The sequence below is a fragment of the Paracoccus sp. T5 genome (genome assembly GCF_048538155.2).
GTDB lineage: Bacteria > Pseudomonadota > Alphaproteobacteria > Rhodobacterales > Rhodobacteraceae > Paracoccus.
Map to the genome: position 1 here is coordinate 2,362,501 of NZ_CM135809.1, position 23,314 is coordinate 2,385,814.

23 protein-coding genes (1 of these 23 cut by a window edge) are annotated in these 23,314 nt (G+C 68.1%); 10 read left to right on the forward strand and 13 right to left on the reverse strand.

Annotation, left to right across the window (positions count from 1 at the left end; genetic code table 11):
* The 3 genes from ACNR9W_RS11660 to ACNR9W_RS11670 all read right to left on the reverse strand — a co-directional run.
* On the reverse strand, positions 1-436 hold the 5' portion of the coding sequence (locus tag ACNR9W_RS11660) for a 6,7-dimethyl-8-ribityllumazine synthase (protein ID WP_419271304.1). The gene continues 110 nt to the left of window position 1, outside the view; only the first 436 of its 546 coding nucleotides appear in the window; its start codon is at positions 434-436; its stop codon lies off the left edge, out of view.
* Between the two features lie 3 nt (positions 437-439).
* Positions 440-1,558 (reverse strand): 3,4-dihydroxy-2-butanone-4-phosphate synthase, encoded by a 1,119-nt coding sequence (gene ribB / locus ACNR9W_RS11665; protein ID WP_419271303.1) that lies wholly within the window; start codon positions 1,556-1,558, stop codon positions 440-442.
* A gap of 201 nt (positions 1,559-1,759) precedes the next feature.
* Entirely contained in the window at positions 1,760-2,365 is a 606-nt protein-coding gene (locus tag ACNR9W_RS11670; RefSeq protein ID WP_419271302.1) for a riboflavin synthase, read from the reverse strand.
* A gap of 173 nt (positions 2,366-2,538) precedes the next feature.
* Here ACNR9W_RS11670 and ACNR9W_RS11675 point away from each other — a divergent pair, with 173 nt between their 5' ends.
* The 3 genes from ACNR9W_RS11675 (at position 2,539) to ACNR9W_RS11685 (ending at position 7,149) form a co-directional block, all read left to right on the forward strand.
* On the forward strand, positions 2,539-3,903 hold the full coding sequence (locus ACNR9W_RS11675) for a capsule biosynthesis protein (RefSeq protein WP_419271301.1): 1,365 nt from the start codon (positions 2,539-2,541) through the stop codon (positions 3,901-3,903).
* 104 nt (positions 3,904-4,007) lie between these two features.
* Positions 4,008-5,138, forward strand: a complete 1,131-nt coding sequence (locus ACNR9W_RS11680; RefSeq protein ID WP_419271300.1) for a polysaccharide biosynthesis/export family protein — start codon at positions 4,008-4,010, stop codon at positions 5,136-5,138.
* Positions 5,139-5,145: 7 nt separating this feature from the next.
* Positions 5,146-7,149, forward strand: coding sequence for a capsular polysaccharide biosynthesis protein (locus ACNR9W_RS11685; RefSeq protein WP_458478492.1), 2,004 nt, complete (start codon positions 5,146-5,148; stop codon positions 7,147-7,149).
* On the opposite strand, the gene ribD is transcribed toward ACNR9W_RS11685, so the two are convergent.
* A complete protein-coding gene (ribD, locus tag ACNR9W_RS11690; protein ID WP_458478493.1) occupies positions 7,146-8,123 on the reverse strand; it encodes a bifunctional diaminohydroxyphosphoribosylaminopyrimidine deaminase/5-amino-6-(5-phosphoribosylamino)uracil reductase RibD in 978 nt (325 codons plus the stop codon). The two genes, ACNR9W_RS11685 and ribD, sit on opposite strands and share 4 nt — an antisense overlap.
* Before the next feature lie 29 nt (positions 8,124-8,152).
* Positions 8,153-8,617 carry a transcriptional regulator NrdR gene (nrdR, locus tag ACNR9W_RS11695; protein WP_419271295.1) on the reverse strand — a complete coding sequence of 155 codons (465 nt, stop codon included), beginning with the start codon at positions 8,615-8,617 and terminating at the stop codon, positions 8,153-8,155.
* A 164-nt stretch (positions 8,618-8,781) separates the two neighbouring features.
* Here nrdR and ACNR9W_RS11700 point away from each other — a divergent pair, with 164 nt between their 5' ends.
* Positions 8,782-9,453, forward strand: a complete 672-nt coding sequence (locus tag ACNR9W_RS11700) for an SDR family oxidoreductase (RefSeq protein WP_419271294.1) — start codon at positions 8,782-8,784, stop codon at positions 9,451-9,453.
* Here the strand turns inward: ACNR9W_RS11700 and ACNR9W_RS11705 are convergent.
* From ACNR9W_RS11705 to ACNR9W_RS11730, 6 genes are all read right to left on the reverse strand, one after another.
* Positions 9,444-9,872, reverse strand: coding sequence for a secondary thiamine-phosphate synthase enzyme YjbQ (locus ACNR9W_RS11705; protein WP_419271293.1), 429 nt, complete (start codon positions 9,870-9,872; stop codon positions 9,444-9,446). The genes ACNR9W_RS11700 and ACNR9W_RS11705 overlap by 10 nt on opposite strands.
* Positions 9,869-11,293 (reverse strand): DNA recombination protein RmuC, encoded by a 1,425-nt coding sequence (gene rmuC / locus ACNR9W_RS11710; protein ID WP_419271292.1) that lies wholly within the window; start codon positions 11,291-11,293, stop codon positions 9,869-9,871. Before rmuC ends, ACNR9W_RS11705 begins: the two co-directional genes overlap by 4 nt.
* 94 nt (positions 11,294-11,387) lie before the next feature.
* The gene (locus ACNR9W_RS11715) at positions 11,388-11,813 is read right to left on the reverse strand and encodes a BLUF domain-containing protein (RefSeq protein ID WP_419271291.1); all 426 of its coding nucleotides are present in this window, start codon (positions 11,811-11,813) and stop codon (positions 11,388-11,390) included.
* The gene (rpoD, locus tag ACNR9W_RS11720; RefSeq protein WP_419271290.1) at positions 11,803-13,776 is read right to left on the reverse strand and encodes an RNA polymerase sigma factor RpoD; all 1,974 of its coding nucleotides are present in this window, start codon (positions 13,774-13,776) and stop codon (positions 11,803-11,805) included. The genes ACNR9W_RS11715 and rpoD overlap by 11 nt, the downstream gene beginning before the upstream one ends.
* A gap of 150 nt (positions 13,777-13,926) precedes the next feature.
* On the reverse strand, positions 13,927-15,849 hold the full coding sequence (dnaG, locus tag ACNR9W_RS11725) for a DNA primase (RefSeq protein ID WP_419271289.1): 1,923 nt from the start codon (positions 15,847-15,849) through the stop codon (positions 13,927-13,929).
* Positions 15,850-15,918: 69 nt separating this feature from the next.
* The gene (locus tag ACNR9W_RS11730) at positions 15,919-16,506 is read right to left on the reverse strand and encodes a TetR/AcrR family transcriptional regulator (protein ID WP_419271288.1); all 588 of its coding nucleotides are present in this window, start codon (positions 16,504-16,506) and stop codon (positions 15,919-15,921) included.
* Positions 16,507-16,591: 85 nt separating this feature from the next.
* Here ACNR9W_RS11730 and ACNR9W_RS11735 point away from each other — a divergent pair, with 85 nt between their 5' ends.
* Positions 16,592-16,843 (forward strand): hypothetical protein, encoded by a 252-nt coding sequence (locus ACNR9W_RS11735; protein WP_419271287.1) that lies wholly within the window; start codon positions 16,592-16,594, stop codon positions 16,841-16,843.
* Between the two features lie 58 nt (positions 16,844-16,901).
* Positions 16,902-18,071: an alpha-hydroxy acid oxidase gene (locus ACNR9W_RS11740; protein WP_419271286.1), complete on the forward strand. Its 1,170-nt coding sequence runs from the start codon at positions 16,902-16,904 to the stop codon at positions 18,069-18,071.
* A gap of 10 nt (positions 18,072-18,081) precedes the next feature.
* Here the strand turns inward: ACNR9W_RS11740 and ACNR9W_RS11745 are convergent, their stop codons facing one another.
* Positions 18,082-19,080 (reverse strand): acyltransferase family protein, encoded by a 999-nt coding sequence (locus ACNR9W_RS11745; protein WP_458478494.1) that lies wholly within the window; start codon positions 19,078-19,080, stop codon positions 18,082-18,084.
* Positions 19,081-19,289: 209 nt separating this feature from the next.
* Here ACNR9W_RS11745 and ACNR9W_RS11750 point away from each other — a divergent pair, with 209 nt between their 5' ends.
* The 3 genes from ACNR9W_RS11750 (at position 19,290) to gluQRS (ending at position 22,184) form a co-directional block, all read left to right on the forward strand.
* Positions 19,290-19,913 (forward strand): 50S ribosomal protein L25/general stress protein Ctc, encoded by a 624-nt coding sequence (locus ACNR9W_RS11750; RefSeq protein ID WP_419271284.1) that lies wholly within the window; start codon positions 19,290-19,292, stop codon positions 19,911-19,913.
* 100 nt (positions 19,914-20,013) lie between these two features.
* Entirely contained in the window at positions 20,014-21,351 is a 1,338-nt protein-coding gene (gene trmFO / locus ACNR9W_RS11755) for a methylenetetrahydrofolate--tRNA-(uracil(54)-C(5))-methyltransferase (FADH(2)-oxidizing) TrmFO (RefSeq protein ID WP_419271283.1), read from the forward strand.
* Positions 21,333-22,184 (forward strand): tRNA glutamyl-Q(34) synthetase GluQRS, encoded by an 852-nt coding sequence (gluQRS, locus tag ACNR9W_RS11760; RefSeq protein ID WP_419271282.1) that lies wholly within the window; start codon positions 21,333-21,335, stop codon positions 22,182-22,184. The genes trmFO and gluQRS overlap by 19 nt, the downstream gene beginning before the upstream one ends.
* Before the next feature lie 40 nt (positions 22,185-22,224).
* On the opposite strand, the gene hisI is transcribed toward gluQRS, so the two are convergent.
* Positions 22,225-22,608, reverse strand: a complete 384-nt coding sequence (gene hisI / locus ACNR9W_RS11765; protein WP_419271281.1) for a phosphoribosyl-AMP cyclohydrolase — start codon at positions 22,606-22,608, stop codon at positions 22,225-22,227.
* Positions 22,609-22,681: 73 nt separating this feature from the next.
* Here hisI and ACNR9W_RS11770 point away from each other — a divergent pair, with 73 nt between their 5' ends.
* Positions 22,682-23,119 (forward strand): iron-sulfur cluster assembly scaffold protein, encoded by a 438-nt coding sequence (locus ACNR9W_RS11770; RefSeq protein WP_419271280.1) that lies wholly within the window; start codon positions 22,682-22,684, stop codon positions 23,117-23,119.
* Positions 23,120-23,314: the final 195 nt, after the last annotated feature.

Genomic DNA, 23,314 nt, shown 5'->3' on the forward strand with positions numbered 1-23,314 from the left:
GCGCCGCAGCGGCCGCGCCGCCGCCCTTGTTCTGACCCGCCGGATCGGCGCGGACCTGAGCCTGGCCCAGGTTCTCCACCGTCAGGATGCCATTGCCCAGGCATACGCCCTGCAGGCCCAGAAGGGTCAGTCCGCGCGAGCTGTCGTTGCAGACCGTGTCGTAATGCGTGGTCTCGCCTCGGATCACGCAGCCAAGCGCCACAAAGCCGTCATAGCGGCCGCTGCGTGCGGCCAGTGCCACGGCGATCGGGATCTCCAGCGCACCGGGCACCTCGATGACCTCGAGGGTGGCGCCGCCCGCATCGGCGGTGGCACGCGCCCCGGTCAAAAGACCCTCCGCGATCTCGCGGTAATAGGGAGCCACGATGGCCAGCAGGCGCACTGGCGCCTCCAGGCGCGGCAGCGGCAGTTCGTGATGTTCGGTCAGCGACGCCATCTCTCAATCCTCCGCGATAGGCCGGGTGGAATGAATGGAAAGCCCGTAGGCGTCAAGCCCCACCACCTTCACCGGTGCGGAATTCGTCAGCAGGATCAGCTGGGACAATCCCAGCGCCGACAGGATCTGGGCCCCAAGGCCGTATTGGCGCAACGTGTGCGGCCCCACCTCTCCGGGTTCCGCGATCGCCTCGGACAGGTCGCGGATCAGCACGACGACCCCCCGCCCCTCGGCCGCGATCTCGCGCATGGCTGCCGGCAGGCTGCCCGAACCCTCCCGACCGATGCCCAGCACGTCATGCAGCGGATCCAGCGCGTGCATGCGCACCAAGACCGGCCCGTCGCCCGACAGCTCGCCCTTGGTCAGCACGATATGTTCGATGCCTTGGGTTTCGTCGGCGAAAACGCGCATCGTCCAGTCGCCGCCGTGCTGCGAATGGACCGGGCGCTGCGTCCGTTCGGCGATCAGGTTGTCATAGCGGCGGCGATAGCGGATCAGGTCGCTGATCGTGCCGATCTTCAGCCCGTGCCGCTGCGCGAAGGCCACCAGGTCAGGAAGGCGCGCCATGCTGCCATCCTCGTTCATGATCTCGCAGATCACGCCCGAGGGGTTCAGCCCCGCCAGACGCGAAATGTCGACCGCGGCTTCGGTATGGCCCGCCCGGACCAGCACGCCGCCGTCGCGCGCCCGGAGCGGAAAGATGTGGCCGGGCGTCGCGATATCCGGCGCCCCCTTGGTCGGATCGATCGCCACGCTGACGGTGCGGGCCCGGTCATGGGCGCTGATGCCGGTGGTGACGCCTTCGCGGGCTTCGATCGACATGGTGAAGGCGGTTTCGTGGCGGCTGGAGTTCTTGGGGCTCATCAGCGGCAGACCCAAGGTCTCGATCCGCTCGGCCGTCAGTGACAGGCAGATCAGGCCGCGCCCATGGGTGGCCATGAAGTTGATCGCGTCCGGCGTGGCCATCTGGGCGGGAATGCACAGGTCACCCTCGTTCTCGCGGTCCTCGTGATCGACCAGGATATACATGCGCCCGTTGCGCGCCTCGTTGATGATGTCCTCGATCGGAGAGATCGCGGCCGACAGGTCGCGCTCAACGGGGCCGGGCTGTTCAAACTGCATGGGGTCGTCCTTTGAGAGAGCGCGTCCCGCTGGCGCCGCCTGCCAGCCGGCCCGCGGCCGTGATCTTGCGCTTGCAACGGGATGGGCCGGCCATCGAAGCGGTGCCTTGGGGCAGGTGCGGCTTCGCCCCGGACCAGGCGGACAGCGGTACATCCGCCTGTCCTCCACGATGCCCGATCCCGCCGCGTGCCATTCCGGCCCCTAATGTCCCAGGCTTCCGGCCTCGGCCAGCCGGGCGACATAGCGGGCCATGGTGTCGATCTCCAGGTTCACCGCATCGCCCGTCGCCGCGTCGCCCCAGGTGGTCACCTGTTGCGTGTGGGGGATCAGGTTGATGCCAAAGCGAGAGCCCTCCACCTCGTTCACGGTCAGCGAGGTGCCGTTCAATGCGACTGATCCCTTGGGGGCGATGAACCGCGCCAGGGCCTGCGGCGCCTCGAACAGCAGGCGCAGGCTGTCACCCTCGCGCGTGGCGCTGACGATCCGGGCCACCCCGTCCACATGCCCGCTGACGATATGGCCGCCAAGCTCGTCGCCGACCCGCAGCGCGCGCTCCAGATTCAAGCGCTTGCCCAAGGGCCAGCCGGCGGCGCCGATGTTGGTCTTGGACAGCGTCTCGGCCGAAATATCCACGTCGAACCAATCGTCGCCCTTGGCGATCACCGTCAGGCAGACCCCGTCGCAGGCGATCGAGGCGCCCAGGTCGACCCCCGCCATGTCATAGCCGCAGCCGATGCGGGCGCGCATGTCGCCCCGAAGCTCGACCGCCTGCACGATGCCAATATCCGTGATGATGCCGGTGAACATCGCCGCCCTTCCGCTTTTTCCTTCCCTCCGACCTAGGCCATTGCCGCCGGGCGTTCAAGCGGCAAGCCCGGCGGGTCGCCGGCGCCAACCCGCCCGGGCGCGACAAAAATCTGGAACAATCGGTTCAGGCATGGCATGTCGGAGAACAGACCCCGCCCCTGCCCTGCGTGCACATGTTCCATCCCGGCTCGCCCTCATCGCCCCAAATTCCCCGCGATGTCCTGCAAGGGCCGTCCGCAGAGGTCGTGGCGCTGGCCCCCGAGCAGCGGGTCTTCCTGATGCTGCAGGGACCGCACGGGCCCTTCTTCGACCGGCTTGCCCGCCTGCTGCGCGCGGCCGGCGCCGAGGTCTGGCGCTGCGGCTTCAACGCGGGGGACGAGTTCTTCTGGACCGACCAGCCGCGCTTCATCCGCCACACGGGCGGGGTGGCCGAATGGCCGGACCACCTTCAGCGCATCCTGGACGACAGGGGCATCACAGACATCGTCCTTTATGGCGATGTCCGGGCGATTCATGCCACCGCCCGGCAAGAGGCCGCGCGGCGCGGCATCCGGGTGCATGTCTTCGAGGAAGGCTACCTTCGCCCCTACTGGATCAGCTACGAACGGCACGGGTCGAACGGCAACTCGGTCCTGCTCCAGATCCCGCTGGCCCAGATGCGGGCGGCGCTGCGCGAACAGATCAACGAGGTCCGCCGCCCGCCCGCGCATTGGGGCGACATGCGCCAGCACAAGTTCTATGGCGCCTTCTATCACCTGCTGATCCTGATCGCGAACCGCCGCTATCGCGCCTATACCGGCCATCGCGCGATCTCGGTGATGCAGGAGTTCCGCCTGAACCTGCGCCGGCTGGTGCTGTCGCCCATGTACAATGTCGGTCGGGCGCTGCAGTGGCGGCACATGCGGATGTCGGGCTGGCCCTACAACCTGGTCCTGATGCAGTTGGAGCATGACTCGAACTTCCTCGGCCACTCCTCCTTCACGCGCAACGCCCAGTTCGTCCAGACCGTGATCAAGGCCTTTGCCCGCTCGGCCCCGCGCCATCACCACCTGATCTTCAAGGCCCATCCGCTGGAGGACGGGCGCGCCGGCAACAGGGCGGCCATCCGCGCGGCCGCAGCACAGCACGGGGTCGCCGAGCGGGTCCATTACATCCGCGGCGGCAAGCTGGCCGAGATCCTTTCCCATGCCCGCGCCGTCGTGACCGTCAATTCGACCGGAGCCCAGCAGGCCCTGTGGCGCGGCATCCCGGTCAAGACGCTTGGCCGCGCCGTCTATGAAAAGCCCGGCCTGGTGTCGGAACAGTCGCTGGACGATTTCCTGGCGGCACCGGACGCCCCCGACCCCCAAGCCTATCGCACCTTCCGGGACTACCTGCTGCAGACCAGCCAGGTCCCCGGCGGGTTCTATGCCGGCCGGTCGCGCGCGCATGCGTTGCGGCTGGTGGTCGACATGCTGCTCTCGGTAGAGGACCCCTATGAAGCGCTTGCCTCCGGGCACATTCTGCCCCGGCAACAATTGGCGGATCGGCGCGACTGAACCCATAAAAATGGCAAGATAAGGTGGCCTCGGAAGCCATGTATTGCTAGAGTTACGCGAAACTGGCCTCCAGCTGGCCGGATTGTAGAACAGGAGTACCAGAGGTGACAGTTTCCTTCCGCACGGCAGCCCCCCTGAGGCTGTTTCTGATCGCATCATTGACCTTGCTGGCGGCCTGTGCCCTTCCGCGGTCAGGTCCCAACAAGAACGAGATCTTCGATGGCGCGGTCGAGCGTGGAGGGAACACCCAGGTCATCTACGTGAACGACCACGTGACCCGCGCCTCGAGCTTCGCACCCGCCTACGGGTTCTCGAACAGCTTCCGTGCGGCCGGTCAGGTTGGCGCGGACGAGATCCGGCCGGGCGACCGCCTCGGCCTGTCGATCTGGGAAAACGTCGATGACGGCCTGCTGACCTCGCTCGGCGCCAGCTCGACCAGCCTGACCGAGATCCAGGTGGACAGCGACGGCTTCATCTTCGTGCCCTATGCCGGACGGGTGCGTGCCGCCGGCAGCACCCCTGACCAGCTGCGCGAGACGATCACGCAGCGCCTGTCGACGCAGACGCCGGACCCGCAGGTGACGGTTCAGCGCGTGGCCGGCGACGGCGCAACCGTTTCGGTCGTGGGCCGCGTCGGCGCGCAGGGCGTCTATCCGATCGAGCGCCCGACCCGTTCGCTGTCCTCGATGCTGGCCCGTGCCGGCGGCGTCGCCATCGCGCCCGAAGTGGCCGTGGTCACCGTCAAGCGGGGCTCGGACAGCGGCCGCGTCTGGCTGACCGACCTTTACGCCAATCCCGGCAATGACATCGCCTTGCGCCCCGGCGACCTGATCGTGGTCGAAGAGGATCAGCGCTCGTTCACCTCGCTTGGCGCCTTGGGCGGCCAGACGCGCGTGCCCCTGGGCAACGAGATGATCAACGCGGTCGAGGCCATCGCCATGGTGGGCGGTCTTGATTCCTCCCTGGCCGACCCCACCGGTGTCTTCGTCCTGCGCGACGAGCCGGAATCGGTTGCCAGCCGCGTCCTGGGCAAGCCCGTGCAAGGCACGCAGCGTTTCGCCTATGTCTTGGACCTGACCCGTCCGAACGGGCTGTTCTTGGCGCGGGACTTCGTGATCCGGGACGGTGACACGGTCTATGTGACCGAGGCCCCCTATGTTCAGTGGCAAAAGACCCTGTCGGCCGTCACCGGCAGCGCGGCCACCGCGGACAGCCTGTCCTCGATCGGCAACTGACGCAGGCATGATCCTGCAGGACCTTCAAGCCGCCGGGACCTCCCGGCGGCTTTGCGTTTTCAACCTTGGCTTCCTGACCGGCCCCCGCATTTCCCGAATCCTGGCCTTGGCCGGATACCAGGCCTCCATCGGGCTGCCGCGCCCGGGCGATGCGGTGGGAATATGGGGCGCAAGCCCGACCGCCTGGCGTGGACAACGGATGGCACGGCGGTTCGGCTGCCCGATGTTCACGGTCGAGGACGCCTTCCTGCGCTCGATCCTGCCGGGGCGGACGACAGGATCGCTGGCGCGCCGGGGTCCCATCGGACTGCTGATAGACCCCGTCGGGCTGCACTTCGATCCCTCCCGCCCCTCGCTGATCGAGACGCTGGGGGGCCAGCCGCTTTCTCCTCGGCTGGCCGATCGGGCGCGGACCGGACTGGCGCGACTGCGCGCGGCGGATCTGTCGAAATACAACCTGCACGACACCGCCGCCGCCGCACCTGCCCCGGGCTATGTCCTGGTGATCGACCAGACGCGCGGCGACGCCTCGTTGCAGGGCGCGGGCCGGCCCCTCTTCCTGCGCATGCTGCAGGCGGCGCGCGACGAAAATCCCGGGGCCCGCATCGTGATCCGCACCCATCCCGAAACTGCCGCCGGCCTGCGGCCTGGGCATCTGGGGGCCGCGGATCTGCGCCGGGGCGATCAGATCTGCGACGCTCCTGTCTCTCCCTGGCGGCTGGTCGACGGTGCGGATGCGGTCTATGCGGTCAGCTCGCAACTGGGCTATGAGGCGCTGCTGGCGGGGCATCGGCCGCGCCTCTTCGGCCAGCCCTTCTACGCGGGCTGGGGCCTGAGCCGGGACGAACGCCCCCTGCCCCCCGGCCGCCGCGGCACCGCAACAGCCGAGGCACTGTTCGCGGCCAGCCATCTTCTGGCGCCGACCTGGTACGATCCCTGCCGCGACCGGCTGACCGATTTCGAAGGCGCCGTGGACCAGATGGAGGCCGAGGCGCGCGCCTTCCGTCAGGATCGGCAGGGTCACCTGGCTTATGGGATGCGCCTCTGGAAACGGAGGTTCCTGTCGCTGGAATTCGGCGATGCGGTCCCGCTGCGGTTCACGGGTGCGCCTTCCGGCAAGGTCACTCTGGCTTGGGCCAATGCCGCAGACGCGGTGCCCCAGGCAACCCGGGTCGAGGACGGATTCTTGCGATCGCGCGGCCTCGGGGCGGCCTTGACGCCGCCCCTGTCGGTGGTGGCGGATGATCTGGGGATCTACTTCGACCCGACCAGGCCCTCACGCCTGGAGGCGCTGGTGGCTGCCGGTCCGCCTCCGGGCGGCGCGGAAAGGGCGCAGCGGCTGATCGGCGCCCTGATCGCCGCGCGGGCCACGAAATACAACATGGGCCATGCGGCCCCGCTGCCACCCGCCGAAGGGCGCCGGCGCATCCTGGTGCCGGGCCAGGTCGAGGACGACGCCTCGATCCGCAAGGGCGCGGGGGCCGAGCGGACCAACCTCGCCCTCCTGCAGCGCGTCCGGGCTGCCAATCCGGATGCCCAGATCATCTACAAGCCGCATCCCGATGTCGAAGCCGGACTGCGGCCGGGCATGATCGACCGGACCCGATTGGCGGGCCTGGCCGATCATGTGGCCCAAAACGCCGATCCGGTCGCGCTGATCGAGGCGGTGGACGAGGTCTGGACCATCACCTCGACCCTCGGTTTCGAGGCCCTGCTGCGTGGCATCCCCGTCACTACGCTCGGCGCGCCCTTCTATGCGGGCTGGGGCCTGACCCGGGACTTGGGTCCGGTGCCGCAGCGGCGCCAGGCGCGACCGGACCTGGCCCAACTGGTCCATGCCTGCCTGGTCGCCTATCCCCGCTATCGGGACCCTGTCACCGGTCTGCCCTGCCCGGTCGAGGTTGCGCTGCAGCGGCTGGCCGAGGGGCGGGCGGGGCAACCGCCGGTGCTGCGCCTGCTGGCCAAGGCGCAGGGCGCGATGGCCGGTCACGCTTGGCTGTGGCGCCGCTAGATCGCCCGCCAGCGGTGGAACAGGTCGGGCCCGATCGGCCGGCTTTCGACAAGGCGAAAGCGCGGGGCCTGCGCCAGCCGCGTCCAGCCCGTCGCCCCCAGAAAGGGGCGCGCCTCGGCCCCAAGGGCCAGACCCGCGGTATAGCCGATCACCTGATCGACAACGCCAGCGGCCAGAAGGCTCGCGGCCAGCGCGCCGCCCCCCTCGCAGAAGATCCGCGTCAGCCCGCGCTGCGCCAGGTCGGCCAAGACCGCCTCGGGCTCCCCTTCGACGCGCCACAGCGGGCCGTGGTCAGCGTCCTGCGGCGCAAGCGGCGGCAGGGCCTGGGCCGAGACGACCACGCGCACCGGCTGCTGAGGCGTGTGGATGCCGCGCACGTTCAGCTGCGGCAGATCCGCCCGTGCGGTCCCGCCGCCCACCATGATCGCGTCATGCTGGGCCCGCAGCGCATGGACATGCGCCCGTGCGGCGGGCCCGGTGATCCAACGGCTCTCGCCGCTGGCCATGGCGATGCGGCCATCGATGCTGCTGGCCAGCTTCAGCGTGACAAAGGGCCTGCCACGCGTGATCCGGCTGAGAAAGCCCGCCTGAAGCTCGGCGGCCTCGGCCGCCAGCACATCCTGGGTCAGGGCAACGCCCGCGTCGCGCAGCATCCGGTGGCCGCGCCCCGCCACGCGCGGATCGGGATCCGTCAGCGCGGTCACCACGCGCGCCACGCCCGCCTGTACCAGCCCCTCGGCACAGGGCGGGGTGCGGCCGTGATGGGCGCAGGGCTCCAGCGTCACATAAGCGGTCGCCCTGGCCGCCAAGGCACCTGCGGCATCCAGGGCCATCCGTTCGGCATGCGGGCGGCCGCCAGGCTGGGTCCAGCCCCGGCCGACGACCCGCCCCTCGCGGACCAGCACGCAGCCGACGGCCGGGTTCGGCCAGACATTGCCCAGACCGCGCCGGGCAAGGCGCAAGGCATGGGCCATGTGCCAAGCATCATCTGTCGGCTGGACGGTCAATCCTGGGCGGCGCCGGGGCGCAGTTCGGACACGAACTTGTCGAAATCGTCCGCATCCTGGAAGTTCTTGTAGACGCTGGCAAAGCGGACATAGCCGACGTTGTCGATGCGCGACAGCGCCTCCATCACGATCTCTCCGATCATCTTGGAGGGGATGTCTGTCTCGCCGGTGCTCTCCAGGCGGCGGACAATGCCGCTGATCATCTGCTCGATGCGCTCGGGCTCGACCGGGCGCTTCTGCATGGCGATGCGGATCGAGCGGGCCATCTTGTCGCGGTCGAAATCCTCGCGCTTGCCACTGGACTTCACCACCACCAGGTCGCGCAGCTGGACACGTTCATAGGTCGTGAAGCGCCCCCCGCAGGAGGGACAGAAGCGGCGACGGCGGATGGCGACGTTGTCCTCGGCCGGGCGCGAGTCCTTGACCTGCGTGTCGACGTTTCCGCAAAATGGGCAGCGCATCCCGTTGTCCCTATCCTCGGTCGATCCGCAGCCACTATAGGCACATTGGCAGGGATTGGGTAGTGTTATCCACAGCCCACAAGATAGGCGTTCCGGAACCTGTGGCCCGAAAGCCGCGTTGGCAGGGCATCTTTTCCCGCAAGCTTCACATGATTGGAAAATCCATGGCCAAGACCCTGTTCATCACCGGGGCCTCCTCGGGTATCGGCGCGGCGACGGCGCGCGCCGCGGCTGGCGACGGCTGGAACGTCGCCCTCTTTGCACGGTCTGCCGACAAGCTCTCTGAATTGGCCGGCGAGCTTGGCGACCGCGCGCTGGTCGTCACCGGCGACGCTACCAATATTGATGACCTGCAGCAGGCCGTCGCCCGGACGGCCGATCGGTTCGGCGGGATCGATGCGGCCTTTGCCAATGCTGGCCGGGGGCTGGACAAGCCCGGCACCGAAGCGGGCGATCTGGATGACATCCGCGGGATGATCGACCTGAACGTGATGGGCGTGATCCTGACCGCGCGGGCGGTCCTGCCGCAATTGCGCAAGACCAAGGGCACGCTGGTCATGACCGGATCGGCCGCAGGCCGGCGCCATATCGCCGGATCGATCTATGGGGCGACCAAGTGGTTCGTGCACGGCTATGCCGGAAACCTGGCCGAGGAGATGCGCGAATGGGGTGGCCGCTGTTCGGTCGTGGCGCCCGGCATGGTGGACACGGCCTTCTTCGACAAGGGCGCGCCTGACAAGCTGCAGCCCGAGGATGTCGCGGCGGCAGTCCTGCACATGATCTCGGCCCCTGAACGGGCGGCGATCCGCGAGATCTTCCTGATGCCTCAGTCCTGAACCGGCTGGAACAGCGCCGTGACCTGCCGCTGATGCGGCGTGCGGCGATGTTCGACCAGATAGACCCCCTGCCAGCGGCCCAGCATCATCCGGCCGCCGGCGACCGGGATCTGCAGGCTGACCGGCAGGATGGCGGCCTTCAGATGCGCCGGCATGTCGTCCGGCCCTTCATAGCGGTGCGTGATCCAGCCCATCGACGGATGATCCGCCGGCGGTGCCAGCCGGTCCAGCCAGGCCAGCAGATCGTCCTGAACCTCGGGGTCGGCATTTTCCTGGATCAGCAGCGAGGCCGAGGTATGGCGGATCATCAGCGTCAGCAGGCCGTCGCGCACCCTGCTCCCCTCCAGCCAATCGGCCAGTTGGCCCGTGATCTCGTGGCAGGCGGGGCCGTGGGTGTCGATGGTCAGCTGGTGGATCACTCGGCCGCCTCCGGCCCCTGCAGCGCGGGGGGCAGATCGTCGTCCTCCCGGTCGTGGTCCAGTTCGATCTGCTTGCTGGCCCGCGCGCCCAGGCCGCGCAGCATCTCCACCTGCCGGATCACGTTGCCTGACCCGCGGGTCAGGCGGTCCATTGCCTGCCCGTGGGCGCGGTTGGCCTGGTCCAGCGCCTTGCCGACGCCCTCCATCGCATCGACGAAGCCCGCGACCTTGTCGTAAAGCTGGCCCGCGCGGCGGGCGATCTCCATGGCGTTGCTTTCGCGCCGCTCGACCGCCCAGATATGCTCGACCGTGCGCAGGGTCAGCATCAGCGTGGTGGGCGTGGTCAGCCCGACCCGCCGCTCCATCGCAAAGGCGGCAAGGGTCGGGTCGGCACGCAGCGCGTCCGAGAATGCGCCCTCGATCGGGATGAACATCAGCACGTAATCGACCGAGGCGTCGTCCATCCGGTGATAGCCCTTGCCCGACAGGGTCTGGATATGCGTGCGGATCGCGGCGACGTGGCGGCGCAGCGCGGCCTCGGCCTCGGCCGGATCCTCGGAGGTGACTGAAACCTCGTAGTCATTCAGTGACACCTTGCTGTCGATCACCATGACCTTGCCGCGCGGCATCTTGACCACAACATCCGGCCGCCACAGCTTGCCGTCTTCGTCGCGCCAACTGTTCTGCAGGTCGTAATGGGTGCCGGACAGCAGCCCCGATTCCTCCAGGATGCGCTCCAGCACCATCTCGCCCCAGGCGCCCTGGCGCTGCTTGTCGCCCTTGAGCGCGCGCGTCAGGTTCACCGCCTCACGGGAGATCTGTTCCGAGCGGTTGTGCAGCGACAGGATCTGCTCGCGCAGCCGGGCGGATTCCTCGTCCAGGATCTTGTTGCGGGCCTGCAGCTCGGTCTGAAAGCGGCTGACCTGGTCGCGGAAGGGGTTGAGCAGCGCGTTCAGGTTGTCCTGATGCGCCTGCTGCAGGTCGGCCTGCTGGACGCGCAGCGTCTCGGCCGACAGCAGCTTGAACTGCCCGGTCATCTCGGCGCGCAGCTCGCGCAAAGTGGCGACCTCGCGGGCGCTGGCCTCGGCATCCTTCTGGGCGCGCAGTCGGGACTCCGCCAGCTGCGTCTCCAGACCCGCGGCCTGCTGGCGGGCCCGGTGCAAGGCGTCGGTCAGCCCGTCCCGCTCCTCCGTCAGGTCCGACAGCCGCGACTGATGCGCGTCAAGCCGCGCCTGAAGCTGACCCAGAGCCAATTCCTTTTCATGCAGGCGCGTCTGGGCCTCCATCCGATCCTGGGACAGGCGGTCCGACAACTGCCGCGCCTCGGCCTGCGCCGAACCCAAGGCCGAACGCCAGCGCAGCCCCAGAACCAGCGCCACCCCAAAGGCCAGCACCAGGCTGACCAGCAGTGGCGTCACCATCCTTGGATCAGAGAACAAGCCCGTCACATTCGCACCTTCGCCGTTTTGACCGGTGCCAGTGTTCACATTTTGTGCCGGGTGCGCAAGCGCAGGTTCAGGTGGTCAGTGACATCATGAACGACACGACGCCGCCCGAGTAATCGCCGGGATCGACGGTGGAATTGTCCGAACCCGCGAACCAGTCCATCAGCGACGCCCGCCTGCGATCGGAAAAGTGCATCCGCCAATCCTGAAAGCGGCGGTGGTCCAGCGCGCCCTGGTCCAGGAAGGTGATGTCCTGGTGGCGTCCATCGCGCAGGATCAGCTTGCCGACCTGCACCAGCGCAGGCGCCGGCCCCTCCAGCCACTGGAAGAACAGGCCATCCTCATGGTGCAAGCACCCGGTCAGGCCAAGGGCCTGGTTCCGGCGGCGCGCCGCTTCGAGGATGTCCTGCAGGTCGCTGCCGTCCAACCAGGGCTGGGCGGCGCTGCGATAGAGAAAGAAGCCCAGTCCCTGGACCGCTTCAAGCCTACTGATCAAGGAAGGACCGCAGCTTCCTGCTCCGCGACGGATGCTTCAGCTTGCGCAGGGCCTTGGCCTCGATCTGGCGGATCCGTTCGCGGGTGACGCTGAACTGCTGGCCGACCTCTTCCAGCGTGTGATCGGTGTTCATGCCGATGCCGAAACGCATCCGCAGGACGCGTTCCTCGCGCGGGGTCAGGCTGGCCAGGACGCGGGTCGTGGTCTCCTTGAGGTTCTCCTGGATGGCGCTGTCCAGCGGCAGGACGGCGTTCTTGTCCTCGATGAAGTCCCCAAGCTGGCTGTCCTCCTCGTCCCCGATCGGGGTTTCGAGGCTGATCGGCTCCTTGGCGATCTTCATCACCTTGCGGACCTTCTCCAGCGGCATCTGAAGCTTCTCGGCCAGTTCCTCGGGGGTCGGCTCGCGGCCGATCTCGTGCAGCATCTGGCGGCCCGTCCGGACCAGCTTGTTGATCGTCTCGATCATGTGGACCGGGATGCGGATCGTGCGGGCCTGGTCCGCGATGGACCGGGTGATCGCCTGGCGGATCCACCAGGTCGCGTAGGTCGAGAACTTGTAGCCGCGGCGATACTCGAACTTGTCCACGGCCTTCATCAGGCCGATGTTGCCCTCCTGGATCAGGTCCAGGAACTGCAGACCGCGGTTCGTGTATTTCTTGGCGATGCTGATGACCAGGCGCAGGTTCGCCTCGACCATCTCCTTCTTGGCCTGGCGCGCCTCCTTCTCGCCGCGCTGGACCTGGGCCACGATGCGGCGGAATTCCTCGATGTCGACGCCGACATACTGGCCGACCTCGGCCATGTCGGCGCGCAGCTTCTCGACCTGGTCGCGCGACCGGTCGAACAGCGCTTGCCAGCCGCGACCGGCCTGCCCGGCCATGCGGTCGACCCAGCTGGGGTCAAGCTCGGCGCCGCGATAGGCGTCGATGAATTCGCGCCGGTTGATGCGCGCGGCATCGGCCAGCTTGACCATGCCGCTGTCGATCGTGACGATTCGCCGGTTGATGCCGTAAAGCTGGTCGACCAGCGCCTCGATCCGGCCGTTGTTCAGGTGCAGCGAGTTCACCAGCACGACGATCTCGGAACGCAGGATCTGGTAGTCGCTCTCCGCGCTGGCCGAGAAGGTGTTGTCCTCGTTCATGGTCGCAGACATGCGCTGGTCCTGCATGTCGGCCAGACGCTCGTAGTAATTGGCGATGGCCTCCAGCGTCTCCAGGACCTTGGGCTTGAGCGAGGCCTCCATCGCAGCCAGGGACAGGTTCGCGCCCTCGTCCTCGTCCTCGTCCTCATCGGTGCGCAGCGGGTTGCCGTCGGCGTCGAACTCCTCGCCCTTGGGCGCGGCCGTGCCGGTCTCGCCCTCGACGGTCAGCTCCTCCTCGTCACCCTCCTCGCCGTCCATGGACTGGCCGAAGGTGGTTTCCAGGTCGATCACGTCGCGCAGCAGGATCTCCTCGTCCAGGAGTTCCTCGCGCCACAGCGTGATGGCCTTGAAGGTCAGCGGGCTCTCGCAGAGGCCGGCGATCATGGTGTTGCGGCCGGCCTCGATGCGCTTGGCGATGGCGATCTCGCCCTCGCGGGACAAAAGCTCGACCGAGCCCATCTCGCGCAGGTACATCCGCACCGGGTCGTCGGTCCGGTCCAGCTTTTCCGTCTCGGTCGAGGCCACGGCCAGTTCGCGCGAGCCTGAGCCCGTCGTCACCAGCGCGCCGCCCTCGGCCTCCTCGGCGCCTTCCTCGTCCTCGATGACGTTGATGCCCATCTCGGACAGCATCGACATCACGTCCTCGATCTGCTCGCTGCTGACCTGCTCGGGCGGCAGGACGGAATTCAGCTGATCATAGGTGATGTAGCCCCGCTCGCGCGCCTCGGCGATCATCTTCTTGACCGCCGCCTGGCTCATGTCCAGCGTATGGGCATTGTCGTCCTTGTCGGTCTTGTCGTGGTCGTCGTCTTTGGCGGCCATCCAGGGCTCCTTCTCGGCGCGGTCATGGGCAGTCGATTCGCGCGAATCAGCGAGTCGCCGCAAAATTGTTCCGGTTCTAGCGCGCTTCCCGAACGAATCAAAGGCCGGGCGCGCCGGTGATTCGCACCCTTGGCCGGATGCGATTCGTCGTCATCTGCGTGGCGGCTTGCGCCAGATCTGTCCCGAAAGCCAGTCCGACAGCTGCGCCGAAAGCGCATCGCGATCCTCGTTGAGGTCGCTGGTCGTCTCCATCTCGGGCCGTTCGGCGCGATGGCGGGCGCGGGCAATCTGGCTGATGCGCCAGGTCAGGCCCTCGTCGGCCTCGCCCTGGATCTCGAATTCCGCGCGTGCCAGTTCATGGCTGGCGGCGCGGGCGGCTTCGAGGCGATCCAGGAGATTGCCCAGAATTGCGGCTGCAGCCTCGTCCTCCTGCTGCTCGATCACGGTGGGGGTCAGGCCCAGATGGGCGTCGCGCCGCAGCGTTTCAAGCCCGCGCCGCCCCGCCGGGCTGTCGTCCTGCGTCAGCAGGTCATGCAGCAGCGCCGCGCGGTCGGCGTCGCGGGGCACCAGCCGTTCCAGGCGGGCCTCGGCGGCCGGGATCATCGCGGGCCGCAGCGCGCAGATCAGCAGCGCGGCCCCTTCCAGAAGGTCCGGTCCCTGTTCGGGCATGTTCAGCACGACGGGCGGGATCGGCGCGCGCGGGGCGGTCGAGGTCCCTCCGCGCCGGCCCTGGCTGCGTCCGCCCGCCCCGCCCCTGCCGCCGGGCGCGGCCTTGCCCTGGCGGTTGCCGCCGCCGAACAGCTCCCACCGCTTGCGGCGGATCTCCTCGGTGTAATGGCTGCGGGTCAACTCGTCGGGAATGCGGGCAACGGCCTCTTGCAGGCGCCGGTCCAGCGCGGCCTTGCGCTCGGGACTGTCAAAGACCTGCCCCTCGATCTCGCGCGCCCAGAGCAGATCCAGCAGCGGCCGCGCCTGATCCAGCAGCGCGCCCATCGCGCCGGGCCCCGCGGCCTTGATCAGGTCGTCCGGGTCCTGCCCCGCCGGCAGGATCACGAAGCGCAGCGCCTGGCCCGGCCCGGTCAGCGGCAGCGCCAGGTCGACCAGCCGCTGTGCCGCGCGTTGCCCCGCGGCGTCGCCGTCCAGCGCGATCACCGGCTCGGGGGAAACACGCCACATCAGGCGCAGCTGATCCTCGGTGATGGCGGTGCCCAGGGGGGCCACCGCGCCTTCGAAGCCCGCGCGCACCAGCGCGATCACGTCCATGTAGCCCTCGGCCACGATCAGCCTCTGGCCCTTGGACACGGCCGCCCGGGCGGGCCCGAGGTTGTAGAGGTTGCGCCCCTTGTCAAAGAGCGGCGTCTCCGGGCTGTTCAGGTACTTGGCCCGCGCGTTGGGATCCATCGCCCTGCCGCCAAAGCCGATGCAGCGGCCCTGTCCGTCCCGGATCGGAAAGATGATCCGCCCGCGGAACCGGTCATAGGCCGCGCCGCCGCCTTCGGGGCGGGCGGACATGCCGGCCTCGACGATCTGCGCCTCGTCAAAGCCCTTGTCGCGCAGGGCGGCGGTCAGGGCCTGGCGGCTGTCAGGGGCAAAGCCGATCTCGAACTGGTCTTCGGCGGCGCGATCAAGCCCGCGGCGGGTCAGGTAATCCCGCGCATCGGCGGCGGCGCCGGTCTGCAGCTGCAGGCGGAACCAGCGGCAGGCCGCCTCGGTCACCTCCAGCAGCTTGGTGCGACGGTCGGTGCGCTCGCGCGCCCGGGGGTCGGGTTCCGGCATGGTCAGCCCGGCTTCGGCTGCCAGCAGCTTGACGGCCTCCATGAACTCCATCCCGTCATGTTCGCGCAGGAAAGTCAGGGCGTCGCCCTTGGCCTGGCAGCCAAAGCAGTAATAGAAGCCCTTCTGGTCGTCGCAGTGGAAGCTGGCAGACTTTTCCTGGTGGAACGGACATGGCGCCCACCAGTCGCCGCGCGCCTGGTTCGACTTGCGCAGATCCCATGTCACCTTCTTCCCGATCACGCGGCTGATCGGAACGCGGTTGCGAATCTCGTCAAGAAAGCCGGGGGGCAAGGACATGGGCGCGATTATCCGGGATGGCACGACACGCGGCAAGCGCAGGATTGGATTGTGGTGAAGCAGGGACGCCTATGCCGCGCCCACCGCCCCCCGCGCAAGGCCCCAATAGATGTCGGCGATCCGGGCCCGGTCCAGGCGGCCGCCCTCGCGGTACCAGTTGGTGACGCCGGTCAGCATGGCGATCAGCGCCAGCGTGGTCAGCTTGGGGTCCTCGATCCGCATGAGGCCCGCCGCGATCCCGTCGCGCAGGATGCCCTCCAGCAGCGCCTCGTACCGGCCGCGCAGTTGGGCGATGCGGGCAAAATTGTCGGGCGTCAGGTTGCGCAACTCCATGTAGGAGAGAAAGACCGCGTCCGGGTGATCGAGGCTGAAGCCGATATGGAAGCGGACAAAGCGTTCCAGCCGCGCCAGCGCATCGGCGCGCGGATCGTCGGACCAGGCCGCCAGCAGATCCTGCATGTGACTTTCCAGCAGGTCATGCAGCAGGGCCTGCTTGTCGGGGGTGTAGGCATAGAGCGCGCCGGCCTGCACGCCGACGGCCGCCGCGATCTGGCGCATCGAGACGGCCGCATAGCCCTGTCGCGCGAACAGGCGACGGGCCTCATCGCGAAGCAGGGGGCCGGTGATCTCGGCGCGGGAACCTTGGGTGCGGGCCATGCGGTCTTCTAGCGCGCGGGTGCAGGCCAAGGGAAGCACCAAGGAGCGCGTTGCCGCCGCGCCCGCAGGACCTTAAGCTGGGCGCATGAAAGCATTCGCCGCCCTGACCCTTGCCCTGCTGGCCGGCTGTGCCGGTGGGGATGCCTATCCCGACCTGCTGCCGACCAACCGGATCTTGGCCGAGCCTGATCTGCCCGCCCATGCCGCCCCGGCGGCGTCCGGTGCCGCGCCGGTGGCCGCTGCAACGACCGGGCGCGCCGACGCGCTGCGTGCCCGTGCCGACGCCCTGCGGGGCCCGGTGGTGGACCCGGCCCTGCAGCGCCGCGCCGGAGGATGATTGCGCGGCACCGGGGCAACTGGTAACAACTTCTGACCAGTTCTCGAAAGGCCATCCCATGCCGGTGATCACCTCGATCGACGACCTCAAGGCGCTGCACCGCGCGCGCACGCCCAAGATGTTCTACGACTATGCCGAATCGGGCAGCTATACCGAGCAGACCTTTCGCGAGAACACGACCGACTTTGCCAAGCTGAAGCTGCGCCAGAAGGTGGCCGTCGACATGTCGAACCGCACCCTGGCCAGCACCATGGTCGGGCTGCCGGTGACGATGCCGGTGGCGCTGGCCCCCGTTGGGCTGACCGGCATGCAGCACGCCGATGGGGAGATCCATGCCGCCCGCGCGGCCGAGAAGTTCGGCGTCCCCTTCTGCCTGTCGACCATGTCGATCTGCTCGATCGAGGACGTGGCGGCGCATACCACCAAGCCCTTCATGTTCCAGCTTTACGTGATGAAGGATCAGGAATTCCTGGCCGCCATCATCGACCGCGCGAAGGCCGCCAACTGCAGCGCGCTGGTCCTGACGCTGGACCTGCAGATCTTGGGCCAGCGGCACAAGGACCTGAAGAACGGGCTGTCGGCCCCACCCAAGATGACCCTGCCCACGGTGCTGGACCTGGCCACGCGCTGGCGGTGGGGCATGGGGATGCTGCGCACCAAGCGGCGGTTCTTTGGCAATATCGTGGGCCATGCCAAGGGCGTCGGCGACACGTCCAGCCTGATGAGCTGGACGGCCGAGCAGTTCGACGAGCGGCTGGACTGGGACAAGATCGCCCGCATCCGCGACATGTGGGGGGGCAAGCTGATCCTGAAGGGCATCCTGGACCCCGAGGATGCGCGCATCGCGGCCGATTTCGGGGCGGATGCGATCGTCGTCAGCAACCATGGCGGCCGGCAGCTGGACGGGGCGCTGTCCTCGATCCGGATGCTGCCTCATATCGTCAAGGCGGTGGGCGACCAGGTCGAGATCCACATGGACAGCGGCATCCGGTCGGGTCAGGACGTGCTGAAGGCACTGGCGCTTGGGGCGCACGCGACCTGGATCGGGCGGGCCTGGCTGCATGGGCTGGGCGCCATGGGCGAGGCCGGCGTCACCAAGGCGCTGGAGGTCATCCGCAAGGAGCTGGACATCAGCATGGCGCTGTGCGGAGAGCGCGACCTGCATCGGGTGGGACCGCAGAACCTGCTGATCCCGCGCGGCTTTCTGGACGAATACCAGCTGGGCTGAGCCGGCGGCCTCAGCCGGACGGGGCCGGGGGGCTGCTGGCCCATTTGCCGCCAAGCCGGCCGATCGACGGCAGGTGCGGCAGGACAGATGTGGCCAGGAACGGCAGCAGCAGCGAGGTGGCGAAGATCAGCCAGACGTGGGTGATCCCGACCGTGACGAAGGCGATGATGATGCCCATGTGCATCAGGTAGATCAGGACCGACGCGCAGGTCAGGTTCACACGCGTGGCGGGCAGGCTGATCCGCAGCGTGGCCAGGACGATGACCAGCGGCGCCAGATAGAGCAGGACCGGAAACTCGGGCGGGTCCTTCATCGGGATCGCCCCTGCCCCGGTCACCCACCGCACCTCGATCATCCGCAGCACCAGCAGGAGGGGCACCATCGCCCACAGCACCCGCGCGCCGGGCAGCCCGGCCCGGCCGCGTCGCGCCAGCCAGTCGGCAAGCACATAGCCCTGCACCACGAAGGGCAGAAGATACAGCGGACCGGCACGCCGCACCATCAGTTCCGGCCCCAGAAAACCGTAGTGGAAATTGTACTGCGTCAGCGTGGCCGCCATCGCACCGACGACCGCGACGCCGACCAGCGCCGGGATCTCCCAGGCCGCGGGCACCAGCCGGCGCACGACCCACAGGATGGCAACGATCTGCGTCAGCGCCACGATGTACCACAGGTGCATCGGGCCCTTGAGCAATTCGGCCAGGACGGCCGCCGCATCGGGCATCTGGCGTCCCCAGACCGGCAGATAGATCGCGGCCCAGATCCCGTAGAGCACGACCAGCCCGCGCAGCCATGCCGACAGGCGCCCGCGGACGGCGGTGTGGTAAAGTCCGAACCCCGACAGCAGCGCGAATGCCGGCACCACCAGGCGCAGGACGCCATAGCCGATCTCGGCCTTCCAGCGGAAATCATAGCCGGTCATCAGGACGGAATGCGCAAAGACGACGCCGGCGGCCAGCAGCACGCGCAGGTAGTCGATCGAAGCATATCGCGTCACATGTGGTGACATCGCGCGGGTCCACTTTAAAAAACAACTCGGTAACGGTGCGACGGATGCTGCCGGACTGAGCCTCACCTAGGCCGACACGATGCCGTCAGGTCAAGAAAAAATGATCGAAGCCATCTTTCAAATCGTTCGAACTTGCAGTATGGCACCGGCCTTGCCGTCACGCACCCTTGGAGGGTGGCGGCATCAACGCCAATGTAAGGAATATTATCATGGCCAAAGAGATCCCGGATCTGGTGGCCGAGGCACGCGCGGGGACAGGCAAGGGGGCCGCCCGCCAAGCTCGCCGCGAAGGCAAGGTGCCCGGTATCGTGTATGGTGACGGCAAGGAGCCCGTCGCGGTCGCGTTCGACTTCAACAAGCTGCTGACCAAGCTGCGGGCGGGCCGTTTCCTGTCCACGCTGTGGAACCTGAAGGTCGAGGGCCAGGAGGACGTTCGCGTCGTCTGCCGCGGCGTGCAGCGCGACGTGGTCAAGGACCTGCCGATCCACATCGACTTCATGCGCCTGCGTCGCACCTCGAAGGTGAACCTGTTCATCCCCGTCGAGTTCGTGAACCACGAGAAGTGCCCGGGCCTGAAAAAGGGCGGCACGCTTGTGACGGTCCGTCCCGAGGTCGAGCTGGTCGTGACTGCGGGCGACATCCCCGATCACGTGACGGTGGACCTGGAAGGCCGCGAGATCGGCTCCACGATCCACATCAGCGACGTGACCCTGCCGGCCGGCGCCAAGCCGACCATCGACCGCGACTTCGTGATCGCCAACCTGGCCGCGCCCTCGGCGCTGCGTTCGGGCGGTGACGACGAAGAGGCCGAGGCCGACGCAGCGGCGGAATGATCCCGCGCGCTTCGGTCGCATGACCTTGGGGGCGGTGCCGATGGCGCCGCCCCTTTCCATTCCGTCCTGCCCTTGCTAGCCCAGCCACATGGAGACATGCATGGAACCCGTCCACATCGTCGGTGCCGGCCTGGCCGGTTCGGAAGCCGCCTGGCAGATCGCGCGCGCGGGCGTGCCCGTGGTGCTGCACGAGATGCGGCCCCAGGTCGAGACATTTGCCCACAAGACTGGCGACTGCGCCGAGATGGTCTGTTCGAACAGCTTCCGCTCGGATGACGACGTGATGAACGCGGTGGGCCAGCTGCACTGGGAAATGCGCGCGGCGGACGGGCTGATCATGCAGATGGCCGGACGCCACCGCCTGCCCGCGGGCGGTGCCCTGGCCGTGGACCGCGAAGCGTTCTCGGCCGCGGTGACCGAGGCGCTGCGGGCCGAGCCGCTGATCCGGATCGCGCCGGGCGAGATCACCGAACTGCCCGCCGACGGCAACTGGATCGTGGCGACGGGGCCGCTGACCTCGGACGCGCTGGCAGGGGCGATCCGTGGCGTGACCGGCACCGAGGCGCTGGCCTTCTTTGATGCCATTGCCCCCATTGTCCATGCCGAGACGATCGACATGTCGGTGGCCTGGGAACAGTCCCGATATGACAAGGGCGAGACAGAGGCCGAGCAGAAGGCCTATATCAACTGCCCGATGACCAAGCCCGAATACGAGGCCTTCATCGACGCCCTGCTGGCTGCCGACAAGACCGAGTTCCACGAGGGCGAGACGGCGGGCTATTTCGACGGCTGCCTTCCGATCGAGGTCATGGCCGAACGGGGCCGGGAAACCCTGCGCCACGGACCCATGAAGCCCGTCGGCCTGACAAACGCCCACAAGCCCGGGGAAAAGGCCTATGCGGTGGTCCAGCTGCGCCGCGACAATGCCTTGGGGACGCTCTATAATATCGTGGGCTTCCAGACCAAGATGAAATATGGCGCGCAGACGCAGGTGTTCCGGATGATCCCGGGCCTGCAGAACGCCAGCTTTGCCCGGCTTGGGGGCATCCACCGCAACAGCTTTCTGAACTCGCCGACGCTGCTGGACGACCGGATGCGGCTGCGCTTGCGGCCGAACCTGCGCTTTGCCGGCCAGGTCACGGGGGTCGAGGGTTATGTCGAAAGCGCCGCGATGGGCCTGCTGGCGGGGCGCATGGCCGCGGCGCAGGCCTTGGGCCGGGACCTGCCGCCGCCGCCCTTCACCACGGCCATGGGGGCCTTGGTCAACCACATCACCGGCGGCGCCGAGGCAAAGACCTTCCAGCCGATGAACGTGAACTTCGGCCTTTTCCCGCCGCTGGAGGAGGCGCGCAGCGGCCGTCGCGGCCGCAAGGACCGCTATCCGGCCTACACGCAGCGCGCCAAGGATGATTTCAGCGCATGGCTGGCGACCCAATAGGCGCGGGCGCGGTCACCCGCTTTGCGCCCTCGCCCACCGGGCTTCTGCATCTGGGCCACGCCTTCTCGGCCCTGACGGCCGCGGCGCAGGGCCGGTTCCACCTCCGCATCGAGGACATCGACCGCGACCGCTGCTGCCCGGAATACGAGGCCGCGATTTATGAGGACCTGGCATGGCTCGGCCTTGACTGGCCGCAGCCGGTCATGCGCCAGTCGGACCGGATGCCCGCCTATGCGGCGGCGCTGGCGCGGCTGGCGCCCCTCACCTATCCCTGCCGCTGCCGCCGGGGCGACATCCGTGCGGCCCTGTCGGCCCCGCAGGAAGGCGTCCTGCCCGCGGGACCGGACGGCCTGATCTATCCCGGAACCTGCCGCGGCCGCGACCTGCGCGATGCCGGTCAGGGTGACGTCATCCGGCTGGACGTCGGCCGGGCCTTCGACAGCCTGGGCCTCGACCGCATCGGGTTTCATGACCGCACCATCATGCCCGACCAGACGCACAGCCTGACAGCGGCCGAGTTCCTGGAGGGCATCGGAGACGTGATCCTGTCGCGCCGCGGCATGGGCACGTCCTACCACCTGGCCGTTGTCGTCGACGATGCCGCGCAGGGGATCACGCTGGTCACGCGCGGCAAGGACCTGTTCGATTCCACCTGGATCCACGTCCTGCTGCAGCGGCTGCTGGACCTGCCGACGCCAGACTATGCCCATCACCGGCTGATCCGGGACGCCGAAGGCCGCCGGCTGGCCAAGCGTGACGATGCCCGTGCCATCCGCCACTATCGCGGCGAAGGCGCGACGCCGGCTGACATCCGGCGAATGGTCGGCCTCTGACCCTTGCGCGTTGCGGAAATACCCCCAAGGGAGTCGCCGCTCAGGCGACGGGGGCAGCGTCCCCCTGCCCGGCCATCGGCTCCATGATGACCTCCTCGGCGCCGTCCCGGATGGCGGTATAGAAGCAGCTGCGGCGGTTGGTGTGGCAGGCCGGCCCCTCCTGCCGGACCAGCACCAGAAGACAGTCCCGGTCGCAGTCGACGCGCATCTCGGCCAGCGTCTGCAGGTGGCCCGAGCTTTCGCCCTTGACCCAGAAGGCCTGGCGCGAGCGCGACCAATAGGTGACGCTGCCCGTCTCCAGCGTCCGGGCCACCGCATCGGCGTTCATCCAGGCCATCATCAGCACCTCGCCAGAGGCGGCATCCTGCGCGATGGCCGGGATCAACCCGTTGGCGTCGTATTTCAGGCTGAGAGCGTCGAACATCGGGTTTCCTTTCGCAGGGCGCGTCCCTATCTAGACCCGACGGATGCCGCGGGAAAGACCGCCAGGAGGATTGATGGCCGACAGCGATCTCATGCAGCTCTACTCGCGCCGCATCCTGGCGCTGACCACCCATATCCCCCACCAGGGCCAGCTGGAGGCACCGCAGGCCTCGGCCATGCGCCGCTCTCCACAATGCGGCTCGTCCGTGACGGTCCATGTGGCCCTTGCGGAGGGTCGTGTCGCCGATTTTGCGCAGGAGGTGCGGGCCTGCGCCTTGGGCCAGGCCTCGGCCTCGGTCCTGGGCCAGTCGGTGATCGGTCTGGACCGGGCGCAGATCAGCGCAGCGCGCGACCAGTTGCGGGCCATGCTGAAGGACGAAGGCGCAGCCCCCGCCGCGCCGTTCGCGGAACTGGAGGCGCTCCTGCCGGCGCGGGCCTATCCCAATCGCCATGCCTCGATCCTTCTGGCATGGGACGCGACGCTGGATGCGATGGATCAGGTCGGAGCCTGATTTCCTGAAACAGTTATAAAAAAGGCCGGCCCCTGCCAGGGCCGGCTCAGTTGCGCGTGCTTGGACAGAGGCGGCGCACAGGCGGGCGCCAGCCTCGCAACGCGGGGCAGATCGACGGCTCAGGCCTGCAGGATCGCAGGCAGCCACAGGACGATGATGGTGGTGACGGTCAGGGCGGCGGTGCCGACAAGGTCG